Origin of the sequence: Pseudomonas schmalbachii, from assembly GCF_017589465.1 — a bacterium.
GTDB classification, from domain to species: domain Bacteria; phylum Pseudomonadota; class Gammaproteobacteria; order Pseudomonadales; family Pseudomonadaceae; genus Pseudomonas; species Pseudomonas schmalbachii.
In genome coordinates this window covers 177,367-203,196 of the sequence record NZ_JAELYA010000007.1, presented here as the reverse complement: position 1 = coordinate 203,196, position 25,830 = coordinate 177,367, and the positions used below count along the sequence as shown (strand labels likewise).

23 protein-coding genes are annotated in these 25,830 nt (G+C 64.0%); 13 read left to right on the top strand and 10 right to left on the bottom strand.

What is annotated here, in order from left to right; genetic code table 11:
* The first annotated feature begins 61 nt into the window (after nt 1–61).
* The 5 genes from JFY56_RS18370 (at nt 62) to JFY56_RS18350 (ending at nt 6,887) form a co-directional block, all read left to right on the top strand.
* On the top strand, nt 62–1,684 hold the full coding sequence (locus JFY56_RS18370) for a BCCT family transporter (RefSeq protein WP_208315378.1): 1,623 nt from the start codon (nt 62–64) through the stop codon (nt 1,682–1,684).
* A 140-nt stretch (nt 1,685–1,824) separates the two neighbouring features.
* The gene (locus JFY56_RS18365) at nt 1,825–2,946 is read left to right on the top strand and encodes an aromatic ring-hydroxylating oxygenase subunit alpha (RefSeq protein ID WP_208315377.1); all 1,122 of its coding nucleotides are present in this window, start codon (nt 1,825–1,827) and stop codon (nt 2,944–2,946) included.
* Between the two features lie 60 nt (nt 2,947–3,006).
* Nucleotides 3,007–4,455: an NAD-dependent succinate-semialdehyde dehydrogenase gene (locus JFY56_RS18360; RefSeq protein WP_208315375.1), complete on the top strand. Its 1,449-nt coding sequence runs from the start codon at nt 3,007–3,009 to the stop codon at nt 4,453–4,455.
* A gap of 64 nt (nt 4,456–4,519) precedes the next feature.
* Complete coding sequence (locus JFY56_RS18355; protein WP_208315374.1) at nt 4,520–5,491, top strand: PDR/VanB family oxidoreductase; 972 nt, start codon at nt 4,520–4,522, stop codon at nt 5,489–5,491.
* 310 nt (nt 5,492–5,801) lie between these two features.
* Nucleotides 5,802–6,887, top strand: coding sequence for a PAS domain S-box protein (locus JFY56_RS18350; RefSeq protein WP_208315373.1), 1,086 nt, complete (start codon nt 5,802–5,804; stop codon nt 6,885–6,887).
* 81 nt (nt 6,888–6,968) lie between these two features.
* Here JFY56_RS18350 and glpD read toward each other — a convergent pair whose 3' ends face one another.
* The 4 genes from glpD to glpK all read right to left on the bottom strand — a co-directional run bounded on the left by glpD (nt 6,969) and on the right by glpK (nt 11,868).
* The gene (gene glpD / locus JFY56_RS18345) at nt 6,969–8,516 is read right to left on the bottom strand and encodes a glycerol-3-phosphate dehydrogenase (protein WP_208315372.1); all 1,548 of its coding nucleotides are present in this window, start codon (nt 8,514–8,516) and stop codon (nt 6,969–6,971) included.
* Nucleotides 8,517–8,743: 227 nt separating this feature from the next.
* Nucleotides 8,744–9,502 (bottom strand): DeoR/GlpR family DNA-binding transcription regulator, encoded by a 759-nt coding sequence (locus JFY56_RS18340; protein WP_208315371.1) that lies wholly within the window; start codon nt 9,500–9,502, stop codon nt 8,744–8,746.
* Complete coding sequence (locus tag JFY56_RS18335; RefSeq protein ID WP_208315370.1) at nt 9,499–10,269, bottom strand: Mut7-C ubiquitin/RNAse domain-containing protein; 771 nt, start codon at nt 10,267–10,269, stop codon at nt 9,499–9,501. Before JFY56_RS18335 ends, JFY56_RS18340 begins: the two co-directional genes overlap by 4 nt.
* A 93-nt stretch (nt 10,270–10,362) precedes the next feature.
* On the bottom strand, nt 10,363–11,868 hold the full coding sequence (gene glpK, locus JFY56_RS18330; protein WP_208315369.1) for a glycerol kinase GlpK: 1,506 nt from the start codon (nt 11,866–11,868) through the stop codon (nt 10,363–10,365).
* Between the two features lie 120 nt (nt 11,869–11,988).
* Between glpK and ybaK the strand changes: the two genes are divergently transcribed.
* The gene (gene ybaK, locus JFY56_RS18325) at nt 11,989–12,459 is read left to right on the top strand and encodes a Cys-tRNA(Pro) deacylase (RefSeq protein WP_208315368.1); all 471 of its coding nucleotides are present in this window, start codon (nt 11,989–11,991) and stop codon (nt 12,457–12,459) included.
* Between the two features lie 93 nt (nt 12,460–12,552).
* A complete protein-coding gene (locus JFY56_RS18320) occupies nt 12,553–13,335 on the top strand; it encodes a PhzF family phenazine biosynthesis protein (protein WP_208315367.1) in 783 nt (260 codons plus the stop codon).
* A gap of 138 nt (nt 13,336–13,473) precedes the next feature.
* Here JFY56_RS18320 and JFY56_RS18315 read toward each other — a convergent pair whose 3' ends face one another.
* Together JFY56_RS18315 and argF are read right to left on the bottom strand one after the other, a co-directional pair.
* Nucleotides 13,474–14,574, bottom strand: coding sequence for an ABC transporter ATP-binding protein (locus JFY56_RS18315; protein ID WP_208315366.1), 1,101 nt, complete (start codon nt 14,572–14,574; stop codon nt 13,474–13,476).
* Nucleotides 14,575–14,697: 123 nt separating this feature from the next.
* Entirely contained in the window at nt 14,698–15,615 is a 918-nt protein-coding gene (argF, locus tag JFY56_RS18310; RefSeq protein ID WP_208315365.1) for an ornithine carbamoyltransferase, read from the bottom strand.
* A 543-nt stretch (nt 15,616–16,158) separates the two neighbouring features.
* Here argF and JFY56_RS18305 point away from each other — a divergent pair.
* The 3 genes from JFY56_RS18305 (at nt 16,159) to grxD (ending at nt 19,355) form a co-directional block, all read left to right on the top strand.
* On the top strand, nt 16,159–16,596 hold the full coding sequence (locus JFY56_RS18305; protein WP_208315364.1) for a hypothetical protein: 438 nt from the start codon (nt 16,159–16,161) through the stop codon (nt 16,594–16,596).
* Between the two features lie 215 nt (nt 16,597–16,811).
* Nucleotides 16,812–18,905, top strand: a complete 2,094-nt coding sequence (locus JFY56_RS18300) for a molybdopterin oxidoreductase family protein (protein ID WP_208315363.1) — start codon at nt 16,812–16,814, stop codon at nt 18,903–18,905.
* Between the two features lie 123 nt (nt 18,906–19,028).
* Complete coding sequence (grxD, locus tag JFY56_RS18295; RefSeq protein WP_208315362.1) at nt 19,029–19,355, top strand: Grx4 family monothiol glutaredoxin; 327 nt, start codon at nt 19,029–19,031, stop codon at nt 19,353–19,355.
* A 195-nt stretch (nt 19,356–19,550) separates the two neighbouring features.
* Here the strand turns inward: grxD and bfrB are convergent, their stop codons facing one another.
* On the bottom strand, nt 19,551–20,027 hold the full coding sequence (gene bfrB / locus JFY56_RS18290; RefSeq protein ID WP_208315361.1) for a bacterioferritin BfrB: 477 nt from the start codon (nt 20,025–20,027) through the stop codon (nt 19,551–19,553).
* 202 nt (nt 20,028–20,229) lie between these two features.
* Nucleotides 20,230–20,448, bottom strand: a complete 219-nt coding sequence (locus JFY56_RS18285; protein ID WP_208315360.1) for a bacterioferritin-associated ferredoxin — start codon at nt 20,446–20,448, stop codon at nt 20,230–20,232.
* A gap of 256 nt (nt 20,449–20,704) precedes the next feature.
* Between JFY56_RS18285 and JFY56_RS18280 the strand changes: the two genes are divergently transcribed.
* Complete coding sequence (locus JFY56_RS18280) at nt 20,705–21,307, top strand: peroxiredoxin (protein ID WP_208315359.1); 603 nt, start codon at nt 20,705–20,707, stop codon at nt 21,305–21,307.
* A 274-nt stretch (nt 21,308–21,581) separates the two neighbouring features.
* On the opposite strand, the gene rnt is transcribed toward JFY56_RS18280, so the two are convergent.
* Both rnt and pyrC read right to left on the bottom strand, forming a co-directional pair.
* The gene (rnt, locus tag JFY56_RS18275; protein WP_208315358.1) at nt 21,582–22,256 is read right to left on the bottom strand and encodes a ribonuclease T; all 675 of its coding nucleotides are present in this window, start codon (nt 22,254–22,256) and stop codon (nt 21,582–21,584) included.
* Entirely contained in the window at nt 22,253–23,299 is a 1,047-nt protein-coding gene (gene pyrC, locus JFY56_RS18270; protein ID WP_208315357.1) for a dihydroorotase, read from the bottom strand. The genes rnt and pyrC overlap by 4 nt, the downstream gene beginning before the upstream one ends.
* A gap of 132 nt (nt 23,300–23,431) precedes the next feature.
* On the opposite strand from pyrC, the gene JFY56_RS18265 reads away from it, so the two are divergent.
* Together JFY56_RS18265 and JFY56_RS18260 are read left to right on the top strand one after the other, a co-directional pair.
* The gene (locus JFY56_RS18265) at nt 23,432–24,349 is read left to right on the top strand and encodes a flagellar protein MotY (protein ID WP_208315356.1); all 918 of its coding nucleotides are present in this window, start codon (nt 23,432–23,434) and stop codon (nt 24,347–24,349) included.
* Nucleotides 24,350–24,487: 138 nt separating this feature from the next.
* The gene (locus tag JFY56_RS18260) at nt 24,488–25,702 is read left to right on the top strand and encodes an argininosuccinate synthase (protein ID WP_208315355.1); all 1,215 of its coding nucleotides are present in this window, start codon (nt 24,488–24,490) and stop codon (nt 25,700–25,702) included.
* Nucleotides 25,703–25,830 lie beyond the last annotated feature (128 nt).

Below are 25,830 nucleotides of genomic sequence, written 5' to 3'. Positions count from 1 at the left end.
TCCCCGGAGCGCCTTGCCTGATCTCCGCCGGAAGTATCCCAACGATCTCCGGAGACGAAAAATGTCCCACAAGAATAAAAAGATCGACGTGTTCCTGATAACCGTGAGCCTGATCGCCGTGCTGCTCACCGTCGTCGGCCTTGCAGCATTCCCCGCGGAAGCGGAACGGGCGGCCAACCAGCTGTTCGAACTGTCCACCCGCGCCTTCGGCACCTCCGTCCAGTTGCTCGTATTCGGCAGTTCGCTGGTCGTTCTCTACCTGGCGTTCAGCAAGTACGGCAACATCCGCCTCGGCAGCGGCAAGCCTGAATACTCCACCGCGACCTGGGTGTTCATGTTCATCTGCGCCGGCATGGGCTCCTCGACCCTCTACTGGGGCGTCATGGAGTGGGCCTACTACTACCAGACTCCGGGCCTGAACATCGCCGCCGGCACCCGCGAAGCTCTGGAGCACAGCGTCAGCTACTCGTTCTTCCACTGGGGCATCAGCGCCTGGTCGATCTACGCGCTCGCTTCGCTGGCGATGGCCTACCACTTCCACGTGCGCAAGAAGAGCGGCCTGAACCTCGCCTCGATCATGGAAGCCGTCACCGGTTTCAAGGCCACCGGCCCGTTCGGCCGCACGGTCGACCTGATCTTCCTGCTGACCATGATGGGCGCGCTGACCGTCTCCCTGGCGCTCACCGCATCGACCCTGACCCGCGGTCTGAACGGCCTGCTCGGCACTCCGGACACCTTCGCCGTGCAGCTCGGTGTGATCGGCGCCGTCGCCATCCTGTTCTCGCTCAGCTCCTACATCGGCATCGATGGCGGTCTGCAAAAGCTGAGCAAAGTCGTCTGCTACGGTGCCCTGGTGTTCGCTGCTGTGGTCCTGCTGGTCGGTCCGACCCAGTTCACCATCAACAACACCGCCAACGCCGTCGGCCTGATGCTGCAGAACTACGTGCACATGAGCCTGTTCACCGATCCGGCCGGCGACGGTGCCTTCACCCGCAACTGGACGGTGTTCTACTGGCTGTGGTGGGTGTCCTACGCGCCTGGCGTGGCCATGTTCGTGACCCGCGTTTCCCGTGGCCGCAAGATCAAGGAAGTGGTGTTCGCCCTGCTGATGGGCGGTAGCTTCGGCTGCTGGTTCTTCTTCGGCGCGCTGGAAAGCTACAGCATGCACCAGTTCATCAACGGCGCCATCGACGTGCCGAAGATCCTCGCCGAGCAGGGTGGCGAAACCGCGGTTGAAATGGTGTTGACCTCGCTGCCGATGGGCAAGGTGTTCCTCGCCGTGTACCTGTTCATCATGGCGGTGTTCTGCGCCTCGCACATGGATGCCGCGGCCTACGCGGTGGCTGCCACCAGCACCCGCAACCTGCAGGAAGGCGACGACCCGACGCCGACTCACCGTCTGTTCTGGTGCGTGACCCTGACCCTGGTGCCGCTGGCCATGCTGTTCGCCAAGGCCTCGCTGTCGACCATGAAGACTGCCGTGGTGCTGACTGCGATCCCGTTCATGGCGATCCTGCTGGTGAAGATCTACGGCTTCTTCAAGTGGATGATGCAGGACTACGCCCATGTGCCGGCCCACATCATCGAGGAAGAGTCCGTGCGGCTCGCCAACGAGGAGGAAGTGCAGCACGTCGCTGTCTCCGCCGAACCGGCCCGCAGCACCGCCGCAGTAGCCGCCCAGTAATTCCAGAGAGTCCCGCCCCGAGCTGTTGGGGGCGGGACCCGACCGGGCAAATTTTTTTGCCCTGCTTGTTAACCAATAGATACCTGTTAACTGATGAGTGATTAGGGCGCCGCAAGGTGCCTCAGCCAGGAGAAACAACAATGAACGAATTCACCCGCCTGCCTGCCGATTTCTGCGCCAACCCCGAAGAGGCCTTCACCATCCCGGCGAAGTTCTATACCAGCCCGGCCGTGTACGAGCACGAGAAGGAAGAAATCTTCGCCAAGAGCTGGATCTGCGTGGCCCACCGCAGCGAAGTGGCCGAGAACAACGCCTACATCACCCGCGAAGTGATCGGCGAAAGCATCATCGTCGTACGTGGCCGCGACAGCGTGCTGCGCGCCTTCTACAACGTCTGCCCGCACCGCGGCCACCAACTGCTGGAAGGCAGCGGCAAGGCCAAGAACGTGATCGCCTGCCCGTACCACGCCTGGACCTTCAAGCTCGACGGCGAACTGACCCACGTGCGCAACTGCGACTCCGTGCAGGGCTTCGACAAGGGCGAGTACGGCCTGGTACCGCTGCGCGTCGAGGAATACGCCGGCTTCATCTTCATCAACATGGACATGGACGCGGGCACCGTCGAAGACCAGCTGCCGGGCCTGCAAGCCCGCATGCGCGAGGCCTGCGCGGTGATCGACGACCTGCAACTGGCGGCGCGTTTCGTCACCGAGACCCCGGCCAACTGGAAGTCCATCGTCGACAACTACATGGAGTGCTACCACTGCGGCCCGGCTCACCCGAGCTTCGCCGACTCCGTGGACGTCGGCCAGTACACCCACACCCTGCACGGCAACTGGACCCTGCAGTACGGCATCGCCAAGTCCTCCGAGCAGTCCTTCAAGGTCGATGAATCGGTGACCGATCCGTCCTTCTGCGGCTTCTGGGCCTGGCCGTGCACCATGTTCAACGTGCCGCCGGGCGCCAACTTCATGACCGTGATCTACGAGTTCCCGGTCGATGCGGAAACCACCCTGCAGCACTACGACATCTACTTCCTCAACAAGGACATCACCGAGGAACAGCAGACCCTGATCGACTGGTACCGCGACGTGTTCCGTCCGGAAGACCTGCGTCTGGTCGAGAGCGTGCAGAAGGGCCTGAAGTCCCGTGGCTACCGCGGCCAGGGCCGGATCATGGTGGACAAGGAGCGCAGCGGCATCAGCGAGCACGGCATCGCTCACTTCCACAACCTGATCGCCGTCGCCCACCTGGACGACTGAGTGACCAGCGCCGCCGGCCTTTTCGGGCCGGCGGCCCATAAGAAGAAAGGTGCCTTGCTCATGAAACTCACAGACAACAACCTCTTCCGCCAGCAGGCCTATATCGCCGGCCACTGGTGCGACGCCGACGATGGACGCACCGTCCCGGTGACCAACCCGGCCAACGGCGAACTGCTCGGCAGCGTGCCGCTGATGGGCGGCGCGGAAACCATTCGCGCCATCGAAGCCGCCGACGCCGCGCTGGAAGGCTGGCGCGCGAAGACCGCCAAGGAACGCGCGCAGATCCTGCGCCGCTGGTACGAACTCCTGCTGGAAAACGAAAACGACCTCGCCCAGCTGATGACCCTGGAGCAGGGCAAGCCGCTGCACGAAGCGCTGGGCGAAATCCGCTACGCCGCCTCCTTCGTCGAATGGTTCGCCGAGGAAGGCAAGCGCATCTACGGCGACGTGATTCCCAGCCCGGCGGCGGACAAGCGCCTGCTGGTGATCAAGCAGGGCATCGGCGTCTGCGCGGCGATCACCCCATGGAACTTCCCCGCCGCGATGATCACCCGCAAGGCCGGCCCGGCACTGGCCGCCGGTTGCAGCATGGTGATCAAGCCGGCCAACGAGACGCCGTTCTCCGCCCTGGCGCTGGTCGAGCTGGCCCATCGCGCCGGCGTTCCGGCCGGCGTGCTCAGCGTGGTCACCGGCGACGCCCAGGCCATCGGCGCGCAACTCACCGGCCATCCGCTGGTGCGCAAGCTGACCTTCACCGGCTCGACGCCAGTCGGTCGTCTGCTGATGGGGCAGTGCGCCGAGACCATCAAGAAGGTCTCGCTGGAGCTGGGCGGCAACGCGCCGTTCATCGTCTTCGACGACGCCGACATCGAGGCCGCCGTCGAGGGCGCGCTGATCGCCAAGTACCGCAACGCCGGCCAGACCTGCGTGTGCGTCAACCGCTTCTACGTCCACGACAAGGTGTACGACCAGTTCAGCCAGCGCTTCGCTGAGCGCGTGCGCGAACTGACCGTCGGCCATGGCAACCAGGAAGGCACGCAGATCGGTCCGCTGATCAGCGAGAAGGCTGTCGGCAAGGTCCGCAGCCTGATCGACGACGCCGTCGCCAAGGGCGCCGAAGTGGCGCTCGGCGGCAACGGCCACGCGCTGGGCGGCAACTTCTTCGAGCCGACCATCCTCACCGGCATCCGTCCGGGCATGGAGCTGCTGCAGGAAGAAATCTTCGGCCCGGTGGCGGCGCTGGTGCGCTTCTCCTCCGATGACGAAGTGGTGCGCCTGGCCAACGACACGCTGTACGGCCTGGCCGCGTACTTCTACAGCCGCGACATCGGCCGCGTGTTCAAGGTCGCCGAGAAGCTGGAGTACGGCATGGTCGGCGTGAACACCGGCCTGATCTCCAACGAGGTCGCGCCGTTCGGCGGGGTCAAGCAGTCCGGCCTCGGCCGCGAAGGCTCGAAGTACGGCATCGAGGACTACCTGGAAATGAAATACCTGTGCCTGGCCGTCTGAGCCGGCGCGGGTCTTTTCTGCGGGCGGCACAGGCTGCCGCCCATTGCTGCAAGTGAGGTGAATGATGGCTAACAAATACGAAATGTTCACCGTGCGGGTGACCGCAGTGGAACAGGTTACTCCCCTGATCAAGCGCTTCACCCTGGCGCGCGACGATGGGCAGGCGCTGCCGGAATTCACCGGCGGCAGCCATGTGATCGTGCAGATGCAGGGCTCCGACGGGCAGCAGTTCAGCAACGCCTACTCGCTGATGAGCGATCCGGCGGACACCCGTACCTACCAGATCGGCGTGCGCCTGGAAGAGCAGTCCAAGGGCGGCTCGGCCTTCATGCACCAGCAGGTGGAAGCCGGCACCGAGCTGACCATTTCCACCCCGAACAACATGTTCGCCATCGACCCGGCTGCCGGCCGCCACGTGCTGATCGCCGGCGGCATCGGCATCACCCCGTTCATGTCGCAGATGCCCGAGCTGCGCGCCAGCGGCGCCGACTACGAACTGCACTACGCCTTCCGTGCCCCGGAACACGGCGCGTTCCAGGGCGAGCTGGCGGATGGTCCGCATGGCCATCGGGTGAATTTCTATATCGACAGCCTCGGCCGCAAGCTCGACCTGGCAGCGCTGTATGCCGGTCTGGATGAGGGCGCGCATGTCTACGTCTGCGGTCCCAAGCCGCTGATCGACGCGGTGATCGAGGGCGCGAAGAAGGCCGGCATCGCCGACAGCCGCGTGCACTGGGAACAGTTCGCCGCCACCCCGGTGACCGGCAGCGCCTTCACCGTGGTGCTGGCGCGTTCCGGCAAGGAACTGCAGGTCGAGGAGGGCATGACCATCCTCCAGGCCATCGAGAACGTGAAGGCCGCCAAGGTGGAATGCCTGTGCCGCGAAGGCGTCTGCGGCACCTGCGAGACGCGCATTCTCGAAGGCGAAGTGGATCACTTCGACCAGTACCTCAGCGATGAAGAGAAGGCTGCGCAGGAAACCATGATGCTCTGCGTATCGCGTGCGCGGACGGCGCGGTTGGTGCTGGATCTGTAAATTGGGTAGGGCGGGTGCAACCCGCCAACTCCCTTACCCTGCTGGCGGGTTGCACCCGCCCTACATCGCTGTAATTCGAAAACGCCCTCACCCTAACCCTCTCCCGGAGGGAGAGGGGACTCCATCGGCGTGAAGCGAAGCACCGTGCCTGATCTCATGTACCGTACAACCCCCTCTCCCTCCGGGAGAGGGCAGGGGTGAGGGCAGCAAGCAACTCCAACCTTCCCCTGTCGTGCATCGGTTTCCTGTAATCCACAAGTTAACCGCCATGTATACTCCCTGATCAGCACTCTAGGGACCGGACCATGTCATGACGGAAAACACCTTCGCCTTCCGCCTCAAGGAACTGCTCGAACACCACAAGCTGACCCTGCAGGCCGTCGGCACCGCGCTGGGCATCTCGCGTACCGCGGTGCACAAGTGGACCCGTGGCGGCGAGATCGACTACGACAACCTGCGCAAGCTGGCCGATTTCCTCAAGGTCAACTGGATCTGGCTGCGCTACGGCGAAGAAGCCCTGCGCGCCGTGCAGGATGCCGAGGTGGTCGAGCTGCCGATGACCGACGTGCGCCGTCGCTACACCGCCGAAATCATGGAAAGCGAAGCGCGCATGAAGCTGGCCCAGGAAAACGCGCGCATCGTCACCTGGGAATGGAACCTGATCACCGACGAAGTCACCTACTCGCCGAACGTCGAGGAGGTCTACGGCTGGCCGGTGAACCGCAACGAAGACTTCTGGCCGCACCTGCCGCCGGAAGACGTCGAGGCGATGAAGGTGATGTACGAGAACACCATCGCTACCGGCAGCAGCAGCGAATACGACTTCCGCATCCTCCGTCCCGATGGCGAGATGCGCTGGATTTCTTCCCGCGCGAGCATCGTCAAGGACAGCGCCGGGCGCTCGGTGAAGATGGTCGGCATCAGCATGGACAACACCGCGCGGATGATCGCCGAAGAGGAACTGCGCCACAGCGAGGAACGCTTCCGCGCGATCTTCGAACTGGCCTTCGGCGCCATGGCCTACATCGGCCTGGACGGCACCTGGCTGCGGGTCAATGACAGTCTTTGCGAGCTGCTCGGCTACAGCGCGGAAGAACTCTACGGCATGACCTTCCTCAACCTCACCCACCCCGACGATATCGACGAGAACATGCAGTACCTGATGCGCCTCCTAGCCGGCGAGATCGACCGCTATGTGGTGGAGAAGCGCTTCCGCCGCAAGGACGGCAGCCACGTCTGGGTCCACGCCAAGACCACCCTGCAGCGCCGCCAGGACGGTCGCCCGGATCATCTGATCAGCGTGTTCGAGGACATCAGCGCCAGCCGCGCCGAACGCGAGCGCCTGCAGGCCCGCATCGCCGAACTGGAAGCCCGCCTCGCCGCGAATGTGTCGTAGGTTGGGCTGAGGTACGAAGCCCAACAACGGCATCCGGCCCGACAGATGTTGGGCTTTCGCTGCGCTCAGCGCCAACCTGCTTCAATACGTCGCCGGCAGTTTCTTCACGTCGCCGGTCGGATGCGCCTTGCGAAGATACCTGTCGAGGCGAGCCCGTTCCGCCGAGCCCATCAGCATGCCGATCTTGCTGCGCCGCCAGAGGATATCGTCCACCTCGCGCGCCCACTCCTGTTCGCACAGGTAATCCACCTCACGGGCATACAACCCGCCGCCCAGGTATTCGCCAAGATCGTCCCGGCCCTGCACGTTTTCCAGCAGCCGCCAGGTGCGGGTGCCGTAGCTGCGTGCCCAGCGCCGGGCGATGGAGGTATCGAGCCAGCCGAAGCGTTCGATGAGTTGCCCGGCCAGCGTGCCGGTATCGCTCATCTGCTCGCCGCCGGGCAATGGGGCGGTGGCGGTCCAGGCCGGTCCCATGTTGCCGGCGAAGTGCGGGGCGAGTTGCGCCAGCGCGGCTTCGGCGAGCTTGCGGTAGGTGGTCAGCTTGCCGCCGAACACCGACAGCAGCGGAGCCTCGCCGGGCGCGTGCTGCAGGGTCAGGGTGTAGTCGCGGGTGATCGCCGACGGATCGTCCGATTCGTCGTCGCACAGCGGGCGCACGCCGGAGTAGCTGTACAGGATGTCGTCCGGCCCCAACTGGTGCTTGAAGTGGGCATTGACCACATTGAGCAGGTAGTCGGTTTCTTCCGGGCTGATCTGCACGTGGTCCGGATCGCCCTGGTACTCGCGGTCGGTGGTGCCGATCAGGGTGAAGCGGTCGAGATAGGGCAGGGTGAACACCACGCGGCGGTCCTCGTTCTGCAGCACATAGGCGTGCTCGCCGTCGTACAGGCGCGGGACGATCAGGTGGCTGCCCTGGATCAGGCGGATGCGGCGCGGCGAACGCAGCCGGAGCTCTTCGCGGATGAAGCTCGCCACCCAAGGACCGGCGGCGTTCACCAGCGCGCGGGCGCGGATCGAGTAGAGGCTGCCGTCGCTGCGCTCCAGATGCAGGTGCCAGAGCCCCTTGCTTTGCCGTGCGCTGACGCAGCGGGTGCGGGTGTGGATATGCGCGCCGTGCTCGCGGGCGCTGATGGCGTTGAGCACCACCAGGCGGGCGTCGTCCACCGCGCAGTCGGAGTATTCGAACCCGCGGCGGATTTCCGTCTTGAGCGGGCTACCGGCGCCGAAACGCAGGCTGCGCGTGGCCGGCAGCTTTTCCCGCTTGCCCAGATGGTCGTAGAGGAACAGCCCGGCGCGGATCAGCCAGGCCGGACGCAGATGCGGACGGTGCGGCAGGACGAAGCGCAGCGGACGGACGATATGCGGTGCCTTGCGCAGCAGCACTTCACGCTCGGCGAGGGATTCGCGCACCAGGCGGAATTCGCGGTGTTCCAGATAGCGCAGGCCGCCGTGGATCAGCTTGCTGCTGGCGGAAGAGGTATGTCCGGCGAGGTCGTCCTTTTCGCAAAGGAACACCGACAACCCGCGCCCTGCGGCATCCGCCGCAATGCCGACGCCATTGATGCCACCGCCGATCACGGCGATGTCGTAGACCTCGGCGAGGGGGCTGGAATGCTTGCTGGCGCCCATTCGAATGACCCCCTCTGAACGAAAGTGAACGGCACGATGTTCGGTTCCGAAAATATAGTTCAGCGGGCAGGACGGGACGAGCCATTGACGCCCCGGCGGACTGCTGTTCGTCCGAAACCGCGTTGCCATTCGTTGGGCATGCTTGCGACGTAGGTTGGCGCTGAGCGAAGCGAAGCCCAACGATGCCAGGTTCGACAGATGTTGGGCTTCGCAAGCTCAGCGCCAACCTACGAGACGATTTCCAGATGCACCTTGTGCCTGGCCATCAGCCGCGCCAGGGCGGTCGGTGGTGCGCTGTCGGTGATGACGCGGTTGACCAGCGAGATCGGTCCCAGGCGGACCATGGCGTTGCGTCCGAACTTGCTGGAGTCGGCGGCGAGGAAGACCTGCCGGGCGTTGGCGATGATCGCCTGGGACACGCGCACTTCCTGGTAGTCGTAGTCGAGCAGGCTGCCTTCCTCGTCGATGCCGCTGATGCCGACCAGGGCGAAGTCGACGCGGAACTGCTGGATGAAGTCCACCGCCGGCTGGCCGACCACGCCGCCGTCGCTGCGCACGGTGCCGCCGGCCACCAGCACTTCGAAGTCGTCCTTGCCGGCGAGAATGGCCGCCACGTGCAGGTTGTTGGTGATGACCTTCAGGTGCTTGTGGTTGAGCAGGGCGCGGGCGATGGCTTCGGTGGTGGTGCCGATGTTGATGAACAGCGAGGCGTTGTCCGGGATGTGGCTGGCGACGGCTTCGGCGATGCGCTGCTTCTCCTCGCGCATCTGGTCGGCACGGGTGGAGTAGGCGGTGTTCTCGATGCTCGAATCGTAGGCCGCGCCGCCGTGGTAGCGGCGCAGCAGTCCCTGCTCGGCGAGCTGGTTGATGTCGCGGCGGATGGTCTGCGGAGTGACGGCGTACTGCTGGGCCATCTCCTCGATGCTCAGGTAGCCGCGTTCGCGGACCAGGTCGAGGATGTTCTGCTGTCGCGGGGGCAGGTTCATCGGTTGTTCTCGCTGCCGGGGAAGTTGGGCTGTTCCAGCAGCGGCTCCAGCAGCGCGCACATGCTGCGCCAGTGGCTGCCTTCCCAGTACAGCCGCTGGCAGGCATCGCAGGTGAGGAAGCGCTGGTAGCAGGTGCGGACCTGCGGCGGAAGCTGGTCGACGATCTCCTCTTTGTCGACATCGCGCAGCGGCAGGTTGCAGTGCAGGCACAGGCTGAACGGTTGCGCGCTGCGGGCGAGGTCCAGCCGCTCGAACATTTCGCGCAACTGCTGCACCGGTTTCAGTGCGTGCACGTAGCAGCCGTGGGTGATGATCTTGCGCTTGAGCAGTTCGCGGTCGCGGCTGAGGACGATGCGGCCCTGCGCCTCGGCGATGGCGGCAATCTGGTCGTCCTCGAAATGGTTGTCGTAGAGCGTGTCGAAGCCGCACATGCGCAGCAGCCGGGCCAGCCCGCCGAGATGAGCGTCGGCGACGAAGCGCAGGCTGCGCAGCGGCTTGTCGCGGATGCGCAGCAGCGGCGTGATGTCCAGCGCCTCGAACTTGGGGTAGATGGCGACGCGGTCGCCATCGCATAGCAGATGGCCGAGCCCGACCGACTCGCCCTGGACCAGTACCAGTTCCACTTCGGTATGCGGCACGCCGAGCGCCTCGATCATGTGCTTGACCGTCGCCGCCCGCGCGCAGCGGCAGGTGAACGCCTGGCGCCGGCGCTCGACCGGGAGGAAGTCGTTGAGCTCCTCGTAGAAGCGGAAGGTGGCGTGGACCATGATCGGACTACCTCCGACGAATGCCTCCGTAGGGCGGGTGCAACCCGCCATGGCGCCTCCGGATTGCCGGGTTGCACCCGCCCTACGCATGTATCAATCATCCTCCGCCCAGCCACGGGTGCGTTCGACCGCCTTCTGCCAGCCGGCATACAGCCGCGTACGCCTGGCCTCGTCGCATTGCGGCTCGAACACCCGTTCGATCACCGCCTTGTTCTTCAGCTCATCCAGGCTGCTCCAGAAACCACAGGCCAGCCCGGCCAGCAGCGCCGCGCCGAGGGCGGTGGTCTCGCGCATCTGCGGGCGCTCCACGGCGGTGCCGAGGATGTCGGCCTGGAACTGCATGAGGAAGTTGTTGGCCACCGCGCCGCCGTCCACCCGCAGGGCGCGCAGCGGTTCGCCGGCGTCCTGCTGCATGGCGTCGAGCACGTCGCGGGTCTGGTAGGCGATGGATTCCAGGGTGGCGCGGATCAGGTGGGCGGTCTTCACCCCGCGGGTCAGGCCGAACAGCGCGCCGCGCGCGTACGGGTCCCAGTAGGGCGCGCCGAGGCCGGTGAAGGCCGGCACCATGTACACGCCATTGCTGTCCGCGACCTTGCTGGCGAAGTATTCGGAGTCGTGGGCATCGTTGATCACCTTCAGCTCATCGCGCAGCCACTGGATCGACGAACCGGCGTTGAACACCGCGCCTTCCAGCGCATAGCCGACCTCGCCGCGCGGCCCGCAGGCGAGGGTGGTGAGCAGGCCGTGGCTGGACTTCACCGCCTTGCTGCCGGTGTGCATCAGCAGGAAGCAGCCGGTGCCGTAGGTGTTCTTCGCCTGGCCCGGTTCCACGCACATCTGCCCGAACAGCGCGGCCTGCTGGTCGCCGGCGATGCCGCCGATAGGCACCTGCAGGCCGCCGAGGCTGGCCTGGCCGTAGATCTCGGACGACGGGCGCACCTGCGGCAGCATCGCGCGGGGGATGTCGAGGGCGGCGAGCAGGCGCTCGTCCCAGTCGAGCGTGTGGATGTTGAACAGCAGCGTGCGCGAGGCATTGGTGTAGTCGGTGACGTGTACCTTGCCGTCGGTGAGCTTCCAGATCAGCCAGCTGTCGATGGTGCCGAACAGCAGCTCGCCGCGCCGGGCGCGTTCGCGGCTGCCTTCGACATGGTCGAGAATCCATTTCAGCTTGGTGCCGGAGAAGTACGGGTCGGTCACCAGCCCGGTGCTGTCGCGGATGTAGTCTTCCAGGCCGTCGCGCTTGAGCTGCTCGCAGATGTCCACGCTGCGCCGGCATTGCCAGACGATGGCGTTGTGGATCGGCTTGCCGGTGTGCCTGTCCCACACCACGGTGGTCTCGCGCTGGTTGGTGATGCCGATCGCCGCCACCTCGTCGAAGCCGATGCTGGCCTGGGCCAGGGCTTCCACCAGGGTGGCGCTCTGGGTGGCCCAGATTTCCATGGGATCGTGCTCGACCCAGCCGGCCTGCGGGTAGATCTGGGCGAATTCGCGCTGGGCCATGCTGGCGACGTTGGCGTCGCGGTCGAAGACGATGGCGCGGGAGCTGGTGGTGCCCTGGTCGAGGGCGACGACGTATTTCTTCTCGTGATTGGCGGTCATGGTCGCGGCCTTGCTGTACGTATCAACGAGGGTAGCAACTGGGCACCTGAATGCGATGCAACCTGTGCCGTCCTGGCTTAATGTTAAGACTTCGCATTCACCGTTCGACCGAGTGGAAACATGACCCCAGCCATCGACCTGCTGAAGAAAGCCCGTGCCGAACACCGCGTGCTGAGCTACGAACACGACCCGAAAGCCCTGTCCTATGGCCTGGAGGCTGCCGAAAAGCTCGGCCTGGAACCGGCGCAGGTGTTCAAGACGCTGCTCGCCGCCAGCGAGAAGGGCGAGCTGCTGGTGGCGGTGGTGCCGGTGGCCGGAACCCTTGACCTGAAGGCGCTGGCGCATGCCGCCGGGGTGAAGAAGGCTGATATGGCCGATCCGAATGCCGCCCAGCGCGCCACGGGCTATCTGGTCGGCGGGATCAGTCCGCTGGGGCAGAAGAAGCGCCTGCGGACCTTCATCGACGAATCCGCACGCGGTTTCCCGACCATCCATGTCAGCGCTGGCCGGCGCGGGCTGGAGGTGGAGTTGAGCGCCGAAACGCTGGCCGGACTGACCTCGGCGCAGTTCGCCGCCATTGGACGCGGCTGAGGCGCTGTTATGCCGGGAAAAGTAGGCGCTGTATGGCTGCATGCCGCTGCGCTGCAGGCATGCTGGGCAACTATTTGAACAGGGGAGACTTCAATGCGACTCGAGTTCCATCAGGTGGATGCCTTCACCGACCGTCCCTTCAGCGGCAACCCGGCAATCGTCTATCGGCTGGATAGCTGGCTGTCCGATGAGCTGATGCAGAACATCGCTGCCGAGCACAATCTTGCCGAAACCGCGTTCGTGGTGCGGGAGACCGAAGGCTGGCGCATCCGCTGGTTCACGCCGAAGGTCGAGATGCCGTTGTGCGGCCATGCGACGCTGGCGGCCGCCCACGTGCTGTTCGAGGTGTTCGGCGAGCCGGGGGACGGGATCGAGTTCGCCTCGCTGTCCGGTCCGCTGCGGGTGATCCGCGAGGCGGGGATGCTGGCGCTGGACTTCCCGGCGCTGGTGCCCAGTGCAGTGGGCAGCACGATGGAGCTGGAGCGGGCGCTGGGCGTCACGCCAATCGATGTGCTTGGCGCCGACAAGCTGCTGGTGCTGCTGGAGTCCGAGCAGGCGGTGCGCGACTGCACACCGGATTTCGCCGCCCTGGCGCGCCTGCCCTGGCAGGGAGTGATCGTCACCGCGCCGGGCGACAGCCACGACTTCGTCTCGCGCTTCTTCGCCCCGGCGATCGGCATCGACGAGGACCCGGTGACCGGTTCCGCCCACTGCAGCCTGATTCCCTACTGGTCGCAGCGGCTGAGCAAGAGCCAGCTGCGCGCCTACCAGTGTTCCGCGCGCGGCGGCGAGCTGCAGTGCCGATTGGCAGGGGACAGGGTGATCATCGCCGGGCCATCCGTACTGGTCGCCAGCGGCACGCTGATGGTCCGGTAGGTTGGCGCTGAGCTTGCGAAGCCCAACGGTGCCATGGCGTAGGATGGTCTAGTAGGTTGGCGCTGAACGAAGTGAAGCCCAACGGTGCGAAGCCCGACAGATGTTGGGCTTCGCAAGCTCAGCGCCAACCTACGGTAGCTACAGGTTTACCGCTGTCTGGGCGGGCTGTTCCGTCTCTTGCGCCGCCACGCCATTCCTCGCGGCGAACAGCACCAGGTGTTCGGCGGCGACGCGTATGCCGACGTGGTCGCCGATCTGGTGGTCGGCGTGGCTGGGGAAGATCGACTCCAGCTGCGTGCCGGTGGGGAGTTCGAGGCGATAGAGAATCGTCGCGCCGAGGAAGGATTTGCCGGCGATCCGCGCTTTCAGTTCGCCCTGTGGGGCCGGCACCAGGTCGTCGGGGCGTAGCAGGACGTCCACATGGCTGCCCTGCGGCAGGAGGTAGGCGCGATTGCCGTGCAGCACGCCGAGTTCGGTCTGCACGCTGTCCGGGCCGAGCATCTGGCCGCTGATGAAGTACCCCTGGCCGACGAAGCTGGCGACGAAGGGCGTCTGCGGCTCGTGGTAGAGGTTGTACGGAGTGTCCCACTGCTCCAGGCGGCCGTTGCGGAATACCCCGACGTGGTCGCTGACGGCGAAGGCTTCTTCCTGGTCGTGGGTGACGAGGACGGCGCTGGTGCCGCGCTCCTTGAGGATTTCCCGCACCTCGTGGCTGAGCTCGCGGCGCAGCTCCACGTCGAGGTTGGAGAAGGGTTCGTCAAGCAGCAGCAGCAGCGGCTCCGGCGCCAGGGCGCGGGCCAGGGCCACGCGTTGCTGCTGGCCGCCGGAAAGCTCATGGGGGTAGCGCTTGCCGAGGGTGTCGAGCTTCACCAGGCGCAGCAGTTCGGCGACGATTTCGCGCTGCCCGGGGTGCTTGCGGATGCCGAAGGCGACGTTGTCTTCCACGCTGAGGTGGGGGAACAGCGCGTAGTCCTGGAACACCATGCCGATCCGCCGCCGCTCCGGCGCGAGGGTGAAACCCGGGCGGGAAATCACTTCGCCGTTCAGCACGATCTGCCCCGCCTGAACCGGCTCGAAACCAGCGATGGCGCGTAGCGTGGTGGTCTTGCCGCAGCCCGAGGGGCCGAGCAGGCAACCGATGTCGCCGGCATTCAGGTGCAGGTTTACCCCTTGCACCACGCGCTGCTGCTCATAACCACAGGAAAGGTCTTTCAGGTCGAGCAGCAGGCGCTGAGTCATCGATAGCGGGTCGTCGGTAGGTGAAGCGAAATCAGCCGACAGGGAATCGGCCACAAAGGCCAATTATACCCATTTTCAATCTCAATCTCGAAACCGGCGCCGCATGGTACGGGCGCCGACTTGTCAGGCGTAGTGGGCGTGCTCGACCAGCAGTTCGAGCAGGGCTTTCTGGGCGTGCAGACGGTTTTCCGCCTGGTCCCAGGCTACCGAACGCGGGTCGTCCAGCAGGTCTTCGCTGATCTCTTCGCCACGGTGCGCGGGCAGGCAGTGCATGAAGATCACGTCGTCCGCCGCGGCGTCGAGCAGTTCGCGGGTGACCTGATAGGGACGGAAGGTGCGCAGGCGCGCCTTGGCCTCGTCTTCCTGACCCATCGAGGCCCATACGTCGGTGCTCACCAGATGGGCGCCGGCCACCGCTTCGCGCGGGTCGCGGAAGATGCGCACGCGCTCGCCGGCCTGGGCGAGCAGGGCGGCGTTCGGCTCGTAGCCTTCCGGGCAGGCCACGTGCAGCTGGAAGTCGAAGCGGATGGCTGCCTCGATGTAGCTGTTGCACATGTTGTTGCCGTCGCCGATCCAGGTCGCGATCTTGCCCTGGATGTTGCCGCGATGCTCGAAGAAGGTCTGCATGTCGGCCAGCAGCTGGCATGGGTGCAGGTCGTCGGACAGGCCGTTGATCACCGGCACGCGGGAGTTGGCGGCGAACTCGGTGAGGTTGCTGTGGGCGAAGGTGCGGATCATCACCGCATCGACCATCCGCGACATCACCTTGGCGCAGTCGGCGATCGGCTCGCCGCGGCCGAGCTGGGTGTCGCGCGGCGAGAGGAAGATCGCCTGGCCGCCGAGCTGGATCATGCCGGCCTCGAAGGAAACCCGGGTCCGGGTCGAGGCCTTCTCGAAGATCATGCCCAGCACGCGGTTCTTCAGGGGCTCGTAGAGGACTCCTCGATCACGCAGGTCCTTCAGCTCACTGCCGCGGCGGATCAGGCCGATCAGTTCGTCGGTCGTGTAATCCAGCATCGAGAGGAAGTGACGTGCGCTCATGGTTTACCTACTACTTATTCTCAGTATCGGACCGAGGTACTGGCCGATTTCGTGAGAAAAACGGGCTGAACCTGCGGCGGGACCGCATGGAGCGGAAAAAAGGGGAAGGCGCGATCTTATAAGGAAATGTCGCGGCTTTACAACAGGCGGCGAAACGGCAGTGTTTCCGCGCCGATGCGCAGTTATTCGGTCATTTTCCGGGAGGGAGGGGCAGGGCAGGAGGGAACTGAAATAAAAGAGCCATCACGACAAGCTGGGGGAGACGTGCGTCGTGATGGCTTCTGCATGAGCACAATCAATCAGTCGCGGTAATGATCCTGCGGAATCCCGCGGGCCGGGCTGTCATGAGTCAAACGATCGTTTGCCGTTCGTCCGGCTTTCGCCAGGGCACGCGACATCCATTTATCCATAGGGCAGTTTCCTGTCTGGTTTATCAGAATTTTCCTGCGAGCTTATGGAATCGTCTGGCAGATTCAGTGGACATCCGACTGATATTTTTTCGCCGCCATCGGATTGTTGGCTCGAATTGATAAGGAGTTTTTCATGAAGAAGTTCTGGATGTCCGCAGTAGCCGCCGCGGTGATCGCAACCGCCAGCGGCTGCACCAGCTATAACATCAGCCAGCCGTCCGCGCCGGTCGACAGCGCCGTCAAGACCGATCTGAAGGCCGATGTCAGCGTTGGTGAGCAGATCAGCGGACAGTCCTCCGTCAGCATTCTCTTCGGCTTCCTCAAGCTGGGCGGCGACACCCAGTTCGCCGATGGCGTGGCCTACGGCGGCGAAAGCGGTGGCCTCGGTCTCGGCGCCTTCGATCCGGTATCCAGCGCCAAGGCGGCCGCCGCGTTCAAGGCAGTGAAAAGCTCCGGTTCGGATCTGATCGTTGCCCCGCGCTATGAAGTAACCGTGCAGGATTACTTCATCTTCAAGACCGTCGACGTCAAGGTCGTCGGCAACAAGGGCAGCATCAATAGCATCCGTTGATGCAGCCTGACCGGTGAGGCTCACTCACCGGTCCCTGCGCCGCTGTCGATCCCCAGGGCAGCGGCGTTTTCCTGTTCTTCCTCCATCCCTTCACCTGATACCCCGGGATTCATCCGGCTGAGAGTGGTGGCGTTCGCCTGACACTCGTTCCATAGTGCCTGCTCGACCAGAAAAAACGGCCCGCAAGCGGCCGGCAGAACAACAAGAGGCGAGCCATGAGCAAGACCCTCCATCACCGTGCGTGCCATCTCTGCGAAGCGATCTGCGGCCTTACCATCGAGACCGAGGACGAGCGCATCCTGTCGATCAAGGGGGATGCCCAGGACAGCTTCAGCCGCGGCCATATCTGCCCCAAGGCGGTGGCCCTGCAGGACATCCAGGACGATCCCGATCGCCTGCGCCAGCCGGTGCGTCGTGTCGGCAGCGAGTGGCAGCCGATTGGCTGGGATGAGGCTTTCGAACTGGCCGCCACCCGGCTGGCGGAGATCCGTGAGCGCCACGGTGGCGATGCGGTCGGCGTCTATCAGGGCAACCCGAGCGTGCACAACTACGGGCTGATGACCCACAGCAACTACTTCCTCAGCCTGCTGAAGACCCGCAATCGTTATTCGGCGACCTCGGTGGACCAGTTGCCGCATCACCTGGTCAGCCAGCAGATGTACGGGCATGGCCTGCTGATTCCGATTCCGGATATCGATCACACCGATTTCATGCTGATCCTTGGCGGCAATCCGCTCGCCTCCAACGGCAGCATCATGACCGTGCCCGATGTGGAGAAACGCCTGAAGGCGATCAAGGCGCGCGGTGGCAAGGTAGTGGTGGTCGATCCGCGCCGCAGCGAAACGGCGGCGATAGCCGACCAGCACGTGTTCATCCGCCCCGGGCAGGATGCGGCGCTGTTGCTGGGCATTCTCGACACCCTGCTGAGCGAGGGGCTGACTCGCGATACCCACTTGCCGGTTGACGGCCTGGACAAGGTGCGCGCCGCGCTGGCGCCGTTCCGTGTCGAGGCGATGGCCGAGCGCTGCGGCGTGCCGGCACAGACCATCCGCCAGCTCGCCCGCGACTTCGCCGCCGCCGACAAGGCGGTGTGCTACGGGCGCATGGGCGTGTCCACCCAGGCATTCGGCACGCTGTGCCAATGGCTGGTGCAACTGATCAACCTGTTCACCGGCAATCTCGACCGGGTTGGCGGAGCGCTCTGTACGACGCCGGCGGTGGATCTGGTGGCGACCACCTCGGGCGGCGCCTTCAATCGCTGGCAGAGCCGCGTCTCCGGACTGCCGGAATATGGCGGCGAATTGCCGGTGGCGGCGTTGGCGGAGGAAATGCTGACCGAGGGCGACGGGCAGGTTCGCGCGCTGGTCACCGTGGCGGGCAATCCTGTGTTGTCCACACCCAATGGTCGCCGTCTGGAGCAGGCGCTGGATGGCCTGGAGTTCATGCTCAGCGTGGATTTCTACATCAACGAAACCACCCGTTACGCCGACCTGATCCTGCCGCCGACCGCACCGCTGGAGCACGATCATTACGACACCTCGTTCAACCTCCTGGCGATACGCAACGTCACCCGTTTCAACGAGGCGGTCCTGCCCCGGCCCGAGGGAGCGCTGGACGACTGGGAAATCTTCGTCGGACTGGCCAAGGCTTATGCAGCGCGCACCGGCGTCGAGCTGAAGCCCACCGTGCCGCCGGCGCAGATGATCGAGATGGGGCTGCGTTTCGGTCCTTACGGTGAAACCTCCGAAAGTAAGCTCGACCTGGCCCGCTTGCGCCAGCATCCGCACGGTCTCGATCTCGGCCCGTTGCAGCCAAATCTGACCTCGCGCCTGAAAACCCCCGAGCGCAAGGTGCTAGCTGCGCCGGAGCTGTTCCTCGATGATCTGCGGCGCTTCGCCGATAGCGAGCCTGTGCGTGCCGACCAGTTGCTGCTGATCGGCCGCCGCCATGTACGCAGCAACAACTCCTGGATGCACAACTACCACCGGCTGGTGAAGGGCAAGCCGCGTTATCAGTTGCTGATGCATCCGCAGGATCTGGCGCGTCGCGGACTGGTCGATGGCCAGCGGGTACGGGTGAGTTCGCGGGTCGGCAGCATCGAGGTGGAGGTGGCGGCCAGCGACGAGGTGATGGCCGGGGTGGTGAGCCTGCCGCATGGCTGGGGGCACGCCCGGCCGGGTGTGCAATTGTCGATCGCCAGCGGGCAGGGTGGGGCGAGCGTCAACGACCTGACCGATGAGCGCCATCTGGATGCCCTGTCCGGCAATGCGGCGCTGAATGGCGTGCCGGTGGAGGTCGAAGCCGCCTGACGGCCAGCACTGTCCAAAGCCGAGCGTCATGCTCGGCTTTCCGATACAATGGCGTCAGATATGCCGGCCTGCGCTTTCAGAAGCCCGATTGCCGGATAGCGGATAGTTCAGCCGAGGTAAGCCATGGATATTATCGACACCATCAAAGAGCAGATCACCAACAACCCCGTCATTCTGTACATGAAGGGCTCGCCGAACGCCCCGCAATGCGGCTTCTCGGCCCGCGCGGCACAGGTGGTGATGGCTTGCGGCGAGAAGTTCGCCTATGTCGATATCCTGCAGAACCCGGAAATCCGCGCGAACCTGCCGAAATACGCCAACTGGCCGACCTTCCCGCAACTGTGGGTCGGCGGCGAACTGGTTGGTGGCAGCGACATCCTCGCGGAAATGTTCGAGAAGGGTGAACTGCAACCGCTGATCAAGGCGGCTGTGGGCAAGGCGGAAGCCTGATTCCCCGCTCCAACGAAAAAGCCCCGCGATGCGGGGCTTTTTCATATCTGTGGCTACGTAGGTTGGTGCTGAGCTTGCGAAGCCCAACGATGCCCATGTTGGGCTTCACTTCGTTCAGCGCCAACCTACGCACAGCTCCAATAAAAAACCCCGCTTCGTGCGGGGCTTTTTATTGGAAGCGAATTTGAAGATGGATCAATCGTCTTCGTGCATATGCGACTGCAGATAGTTTTCCAGGCCAACTTTCTGGATCAGGCCGAGTTGGGTTTCCAGGTAGTCGATATGTTCTTCTTCCGACTCGAGGATACTTCTCAGCAGATCGCGACTTACATAGTCATGCACGCTTTCGCAATACACGATGGCGTCGCGCAGATCCTTGGCGGCCTTCATTTCCAGGTTCAGGTCGCACTGCAGCATTTCCTGGGTGTTTTCGCCGACCAGCAGCTTGCCCAGGTCCTGCAGGTTGGGCAGGCCTTCGAGGAAGAGGATGCGTTCGATGAGGCGATCGGCATGTTTCATCTCGTCGATCGACTCGTGGTACTCGTGCGCGCCGAGGCGTTTCAGGCCCCAGTCGTTCCACATGCGCGAGTGCAGGAAGTACTGGTTGATGGCGATCAACTCGTTGCCGAGGATCTTGTTCAGATGCTGAATGACTTTCTTGTCGCCTTTCATGCCGAGTCCTGCCGTGTGGAGTGGGTAGGCTGAAAAGTTTGTTCTTCTTATAACCAGTTGTCAAACATAAGCCATTGAATTCAATATAAAAAGGAATATGAATGCGAATGCTTCAATTCTTCGTTTGCAAATTAAGTGGCTGAATTGTAGACATAAAAAAACCGGGCATCTGCCCGGTTTTTCATTTAATGCTTTTCGATTATCAGCCGGCGGCGTAGGCCAGCGAATAATTCATGGCTTGTGCACCATGCAGTTCGCCAAGAGTCTCGCGAACCACCTGCTTGGCGAGGCAGGCGCATTTCCCGCACTGGGTGCCGACGCCGGTGCTCTCGCGAACTTCGCGGTAGCTGCAGCAGCCTTCTTCATAGATGGCGTCTCGGATCTGGGTATCGGTAACACCTTGGCAGAGGCAGACGTACATAACGGCGGACTACTGGGATCAGTTGAAGTTGATGCGATACTAATCTTAATGAGAATGATTGTCAAAGTTGGTCGCTACTGCGCCTGATGAGCGGTCATGCGGCACCGGCGTACCGGGAAAAGCGCTGGGCGGGTCTGGAGGGCGCGTGTATGATTGCCGGCCCCTCAAAACCGGGCTGGAACCACTGTCAGCAAGGCGTCATTCAGGCCTGACAGGCTGATCCATCCCGACCCGCCTCATGCTAAGGAGACATGGAATGAGCGTACTCGTAGGCAAGAAAGCACCTGACTTCACCGTAGCTGCCGTACTCGGCAATGGCGAAATCGTCGACAGCTTCAACCTGTCCTCGGCCATCGAAGGCAAATACGGCCTGGTGTTCTTCTACCCGCTGGACTTCACCTTCGTCTGCCCGTCCGAGCTGATCGCCCTGGACAAGCGCATCCCCGACTTCAAGGCACGCAACGTCGAAGTGATCGGTGTTTCCATCGACTCCCACTTCACCCACAACGCCTGGCGCAACACCCCGGTAGACAAGGGCGGCATCGGCGCGGTCCAGTACACCCTGGCTGCCGACATCACCCACGAAATCGCCAAGGCCTATGACGTCGAGTCCGAAGGCGGCGTAGCCTTCCGTGGCGCGTTCCTGATCGACAAGAACGGCGTGGTGCGTTCGCAGATCGTCAACGACCTGCCGCTGGGCCGCAACATGGACGAGCTGCTGCGTCTGGTCGACGCCCTGCAGTTCACCGAAGAGCACGGCGAAGTCTGCCCGGCCAACTGGAAGAAGGGTGACAAGGGCATGACCGCTTCTCCGGAAGGCGTGGCCAAGTACCTGGCCGAGAACGCTGCCAGCCTGTAATCGCAGGTTGTGCAATGAAAGAGCCCCGCCAAGTGCGGGGCTTTTTATTGGGTAGGTTGGCGCTGAGCGCAGCGAAGCCCAACATCGGCCGAACCGTTGTACCGTTGGGCTTCGCGTTGCTCAGCGCCAACCTACGTGCGGCGAGGCCCATCGACAGCGGTTGGGGTTTCGTCTCGTAGGTTGGTGCTGAACGCAGTGAAGCCCAACATCTGCCGAACCGTTGCAGCGTTGGGCTTCGCTGCGCTCAGCGCCAACCTACAAGACTGAGAACGGCTCAGTCGTCGTCATCCATCCAGCCGCCGAGTTCCTTCCAGCGGTTGACGATGCCGCAGAACAGCTCGGCGGTCTTCTCGGTGTCGTAGCGCGCCGAGTGTGCCTCGCGGTTGTCGAAGTCCATTCCAGCGGTCTGGCAGGCTTTCGCCAGTACGGTCTGGCCATAGGCGAGGCCGGCCAGGGTCGCGGTGTCGAAGCTGGAGAACGGGTGGAACGGGTTGCGCTTGATGCCGGTGCGCTCGACGGCGGCATTCAGGAAACCGAGGTCGAAGCTGCTGTTGTGGCCGACCAGGATCGCCCGCTTGCAGCCGTTGGCCTTGATGGCTTTGCGCACGCCGCGGAATATCTCGTGGAGCGCCTGTTCTTCCTGCACTGCCATGCGCAGCGGGTGGTCGAGCTTGATGCCGGTGAATTCCAGCGCGGCGGGCTCGATGTTGGCGCCTTCGAACGGCTCGACGCGGAAGAAATAGGTGTGTTCCGGGAACAGGAAACCCTTTTCATCCATGCCGACGGTGACCGCGGCGATTTCCAGCAGCGCGTCGGTGGCGCAATTGAAGCCGCCAGTCTCGACGTCCACCACCACCGGCAGATAACCGCGGAAACGCTGCGCCATCGGATGGCGCGGACCGGTCGGGAAGTTGCCGTCGAACTCCTCGTCGTAACTCTCCTGGCTCATGCTCCGGCCTCCAGCAGGCGCCAGCGCAGCGTCTCGCCGGCACGCAGCGGGATCAGTTCCTGCTCGCCAAAGTGCAGGCTGGCCGGAGCCTGCCATTCCTCGCGGACCAGGGTGATGCTGTCGGTGTTGCGCGGCAGGCCGTAGAAGTCCGGGCCGTGGAAGCTGGCGAAGGCTTCCAGCTTGTCCAGCGCATTGCGCTGCTCGAAGGCCTCGGCATACAGCTCGATGGCGGCGTAGGCGGTGTAGCAGCCGGCGCAACCACAGGCGGCTTCCTTGGCGTGACGGGCATGCGGAGCGGAGTCGGTGCCGAGGAAGAATTTCGGGTTACCGCTCACGGCCGCATCCAGCAGGGCTTCCTGGTGCACGTTGCGCTTGAGGATCGGCAGGCAATAGAAGTGCGGACGAATGCCGCCGACCAGCATGTGGTTGCGGTTGTACAGCAGGTGATGCGCGGTGATGGTGGCGCCGACGTTGGCCGAGGCTTCCTTGACGAACTGCGCGGCGTCGCCGGTGGTGATGTGTTCGAACACCACCTTCAGCGTCGGGAAGCGCGCGACAACGCGGCTCATGTGTTCGTCGATGAACTGCTTCTCGCGGTCGAACACGTCCACTTCGGAACGGGTCACTTCACCGTGCACCAGCAGCGGCATGCCGACTTCGGCCATGGTCTCCAGCACCGGGAAGATCTTGTCGATGCTGGTCACGCCGGAGTCGGAGTTGGTGGTGGCGCCGGCCGGGTAGAGCTTGGCGGCGTGGACGAAGCCGCTGGCCTTGGCGGTGCGGACTTCCTCGGAAGTGGTGCGGTCGGTGAGATAGAGCACCATCAGCGGCTCGAAGCGGCTGCCGGCCGGGCGGGCGGCGAGGATGCGCTGACGATAGGCGTCGGCCTCGTCGGCATTGCGCACTGGCGGTACCAGGTTGGGCATGATGATGGCGCGGCCGAAGGTGCGCGCGGCATCGCCGACGGTGCGGGCGAGGGCGGCGCCGTCGCGCAGGTGGATGTGCCAGTCGTCGGGGCGCAGGAGAGTCAGGCGGTCGGACATGCGAATTCCAGGGACATTTTGCAGCGGGTCAAGAGGTGAAATGCTACCGGAAAAGCCCGCCGCCGGCACTCGCTATCAAGTTTCCCCGCATCCGGCCGATGTATTTCCGAACCGCACCATCCGGAGCCGCCCGTGCGCCAGCCTTTCATTTTCCTGCTCACTCTCTGCGCGAGCCTGCCGGTTTCCGGGCTGACCTTCCAGACGCGCCTGGAAAGCGCGGAATGGAAAGTGGAGGGCGATCAGTTCGAGTGCCGGCTGTCCCAGCACGTGACCAATTTCGGCGTGGGCGAATTCGTCTGGCGCGCCGGCGAGCGGCCGACCTTCCGCCTGAAGCCCGAGCAGACCCGTCTCGGGCGCGGCTATGCCAGCCTGCTGGCGGCGGCACCGGCATGGCGGCCGGGGCAGGGCGATATCGATCTCGGCCAGGTGGCAGTGAGCAACGGAGACGTGGCGCTGCGCAGCAGCCAGCAGCAGGCGGGGCGTCTGCTCAGCGGGCTGCTCCAGGGACGCAGTCCGGAGGTGCGCCATCGCACGTCGGATGGTGATGACCTGTTGGTACGTCTGCTGCCAGTGAGCTTCGCCGCGGGCTATGCGCAGTTCCGGACGTGCTCGGCGAAGATGCTGCCGGTGAATTTCGATCAGGCGCGGCTGTCGCAACTCGGCTTTTCCGCGGGCGGCACCGAACTCGACAGCGCGGCCCGCAGCAGACTGGATGTCATTCTCCGCTACATGAAGGCCGATCCCTCGGTGAACCGCATCCAACTGGATGGTCATTCCGACAACAGCAGCAACCGCCTGACCAATCGCGATCTCTCGCGGCGCCGGGCGCTGGCGGTGATGGAGTACCTGAAGGCCAACGGCGTGCCGGAGGAGCAGATCACCCTGCGCTTCCACGGCGAACGCTATCCGCTGGTGGCGAACAATTCCGCAGCCAATCGGGCGCGCAATCGACGAGTCACCCTGCAGATATCCCGCGAGCCGGAGCCTGCGAAGCCCGCAGATGCCGCTTCCACAGGGGATCTGGCAGCCTTGCCGGGCGGCCGGGAATAGCCGGCTGCGTCGATTGACTTGTCGCAACCTTAATTTAATTTGTCGCTTTGTCGTCAAAGCCTGTCGCGCCCCTGTAAATAATCCTGATCGGGCAGTAGAATCAGGCGTTTTCGTGACAACCCCCGTGGAGTTGATGGCATGGCGGACGTGAAGAAGGTAGTCCTGGCGTATTCCGGTGGCCTGGATACCTCCGTGATCCTGAAGTGGCTGCAAGATACCTATCAGTGTGAAGTAGTGACTTTCACCGCCGATCTCGGCCAGGGTGAAGAAGTCGAGCCGGCCCGCGCCAAGGCCAAGGCGCTGGGTGTGAAAGAAGTCTTCATCGAAGACCTGCGCGAAGAGTTCGTCCGCGACTTCGTGTTCCCGATGTTCCGCGCCAACACCATCTATGAAGGCGAGTACCTGCTGGGTACTTCCATCGCCCGTCCGCTGATCGCCAAGCGCCTGATCGAAATCGCCAACGAGACCGGCGCCGACGCCATCTCCCACGGCGCGACCGGCAAGGGCAACGACCAGGTTCGCTTCGAGCTGGGCGCCTACGCGCTGAAGCCGGGCGTCAAGGTCATCGCACCCTGGCGTGAGTGGGACCTGCTGTCCCGCGAGAAGCTGATGGACTACGCCGAAACCCACGGTATCCCGATCGAGCGCCACGGCAAGAAGAAGTCGCCGTACTCCATGGACGCCAACCTGCTGCACATCTCCTATGAAGGCGGCGTGCTGGAGGACACCTGGACCGAGCACGAAGAGGACATGTGGAAGTGGACCAAGTCCCCGGAAAACGCCCCGGACAAGCCCACCTACATCGAGCTGACCTACCGCAAGGGTGACATCGTCGCCATCGACGGCGTCGAGATGACCCCGGCCACCGTGCTGGCGACCCTCAACCGCATCGGCGGCGAGAACGGCATCGGCCGCCTCGACATCGTCGAGAACCGCTACGTCGGCATGAAGTCCCGCGGCTGCTACGAGACCCCCGGCGGCACCATCATGCTGCGCGCCCACCGTGCCATCGAGTCGATCACCCTGGACCGCGAAGTCGCTCACCTGAAGGATGAGCTGATGCCGCGCTACGCCAAGCTGATCTACACCGGCTACTGGTGGAGCCCGGAGCGAGAGATGCTGCAGTCGATGATCGACGCGTCCCAGGATTTCGTGAACGGCGTGGTTCGCCTGAAGCTGTACAAGGGCAACGTCATCGTGGTCGGCCGCAAGTCCGACGACTCGCTGTTCGACGCCAACATCGCGACCTTCGAGGAAGACGGCGGCGCCTACAACCAGGCCGACGCCGGCGGCTTCATCAAGCTCAACGCCCTGCGCATGCGCATCGCCGCGAGCAAGGGCCGCAAGCTGTAAGGCCCTTTGTAGGAGCGGGCCATGCCCGCGAAGCTTTTGCATTCTCCAGCATTCGCGGGCATGGCCCGCTCCTGCAAAAATAAAAACCCCGGCCTCAAGTGCCGGGGTTTGCATTTATAGACCCGCAC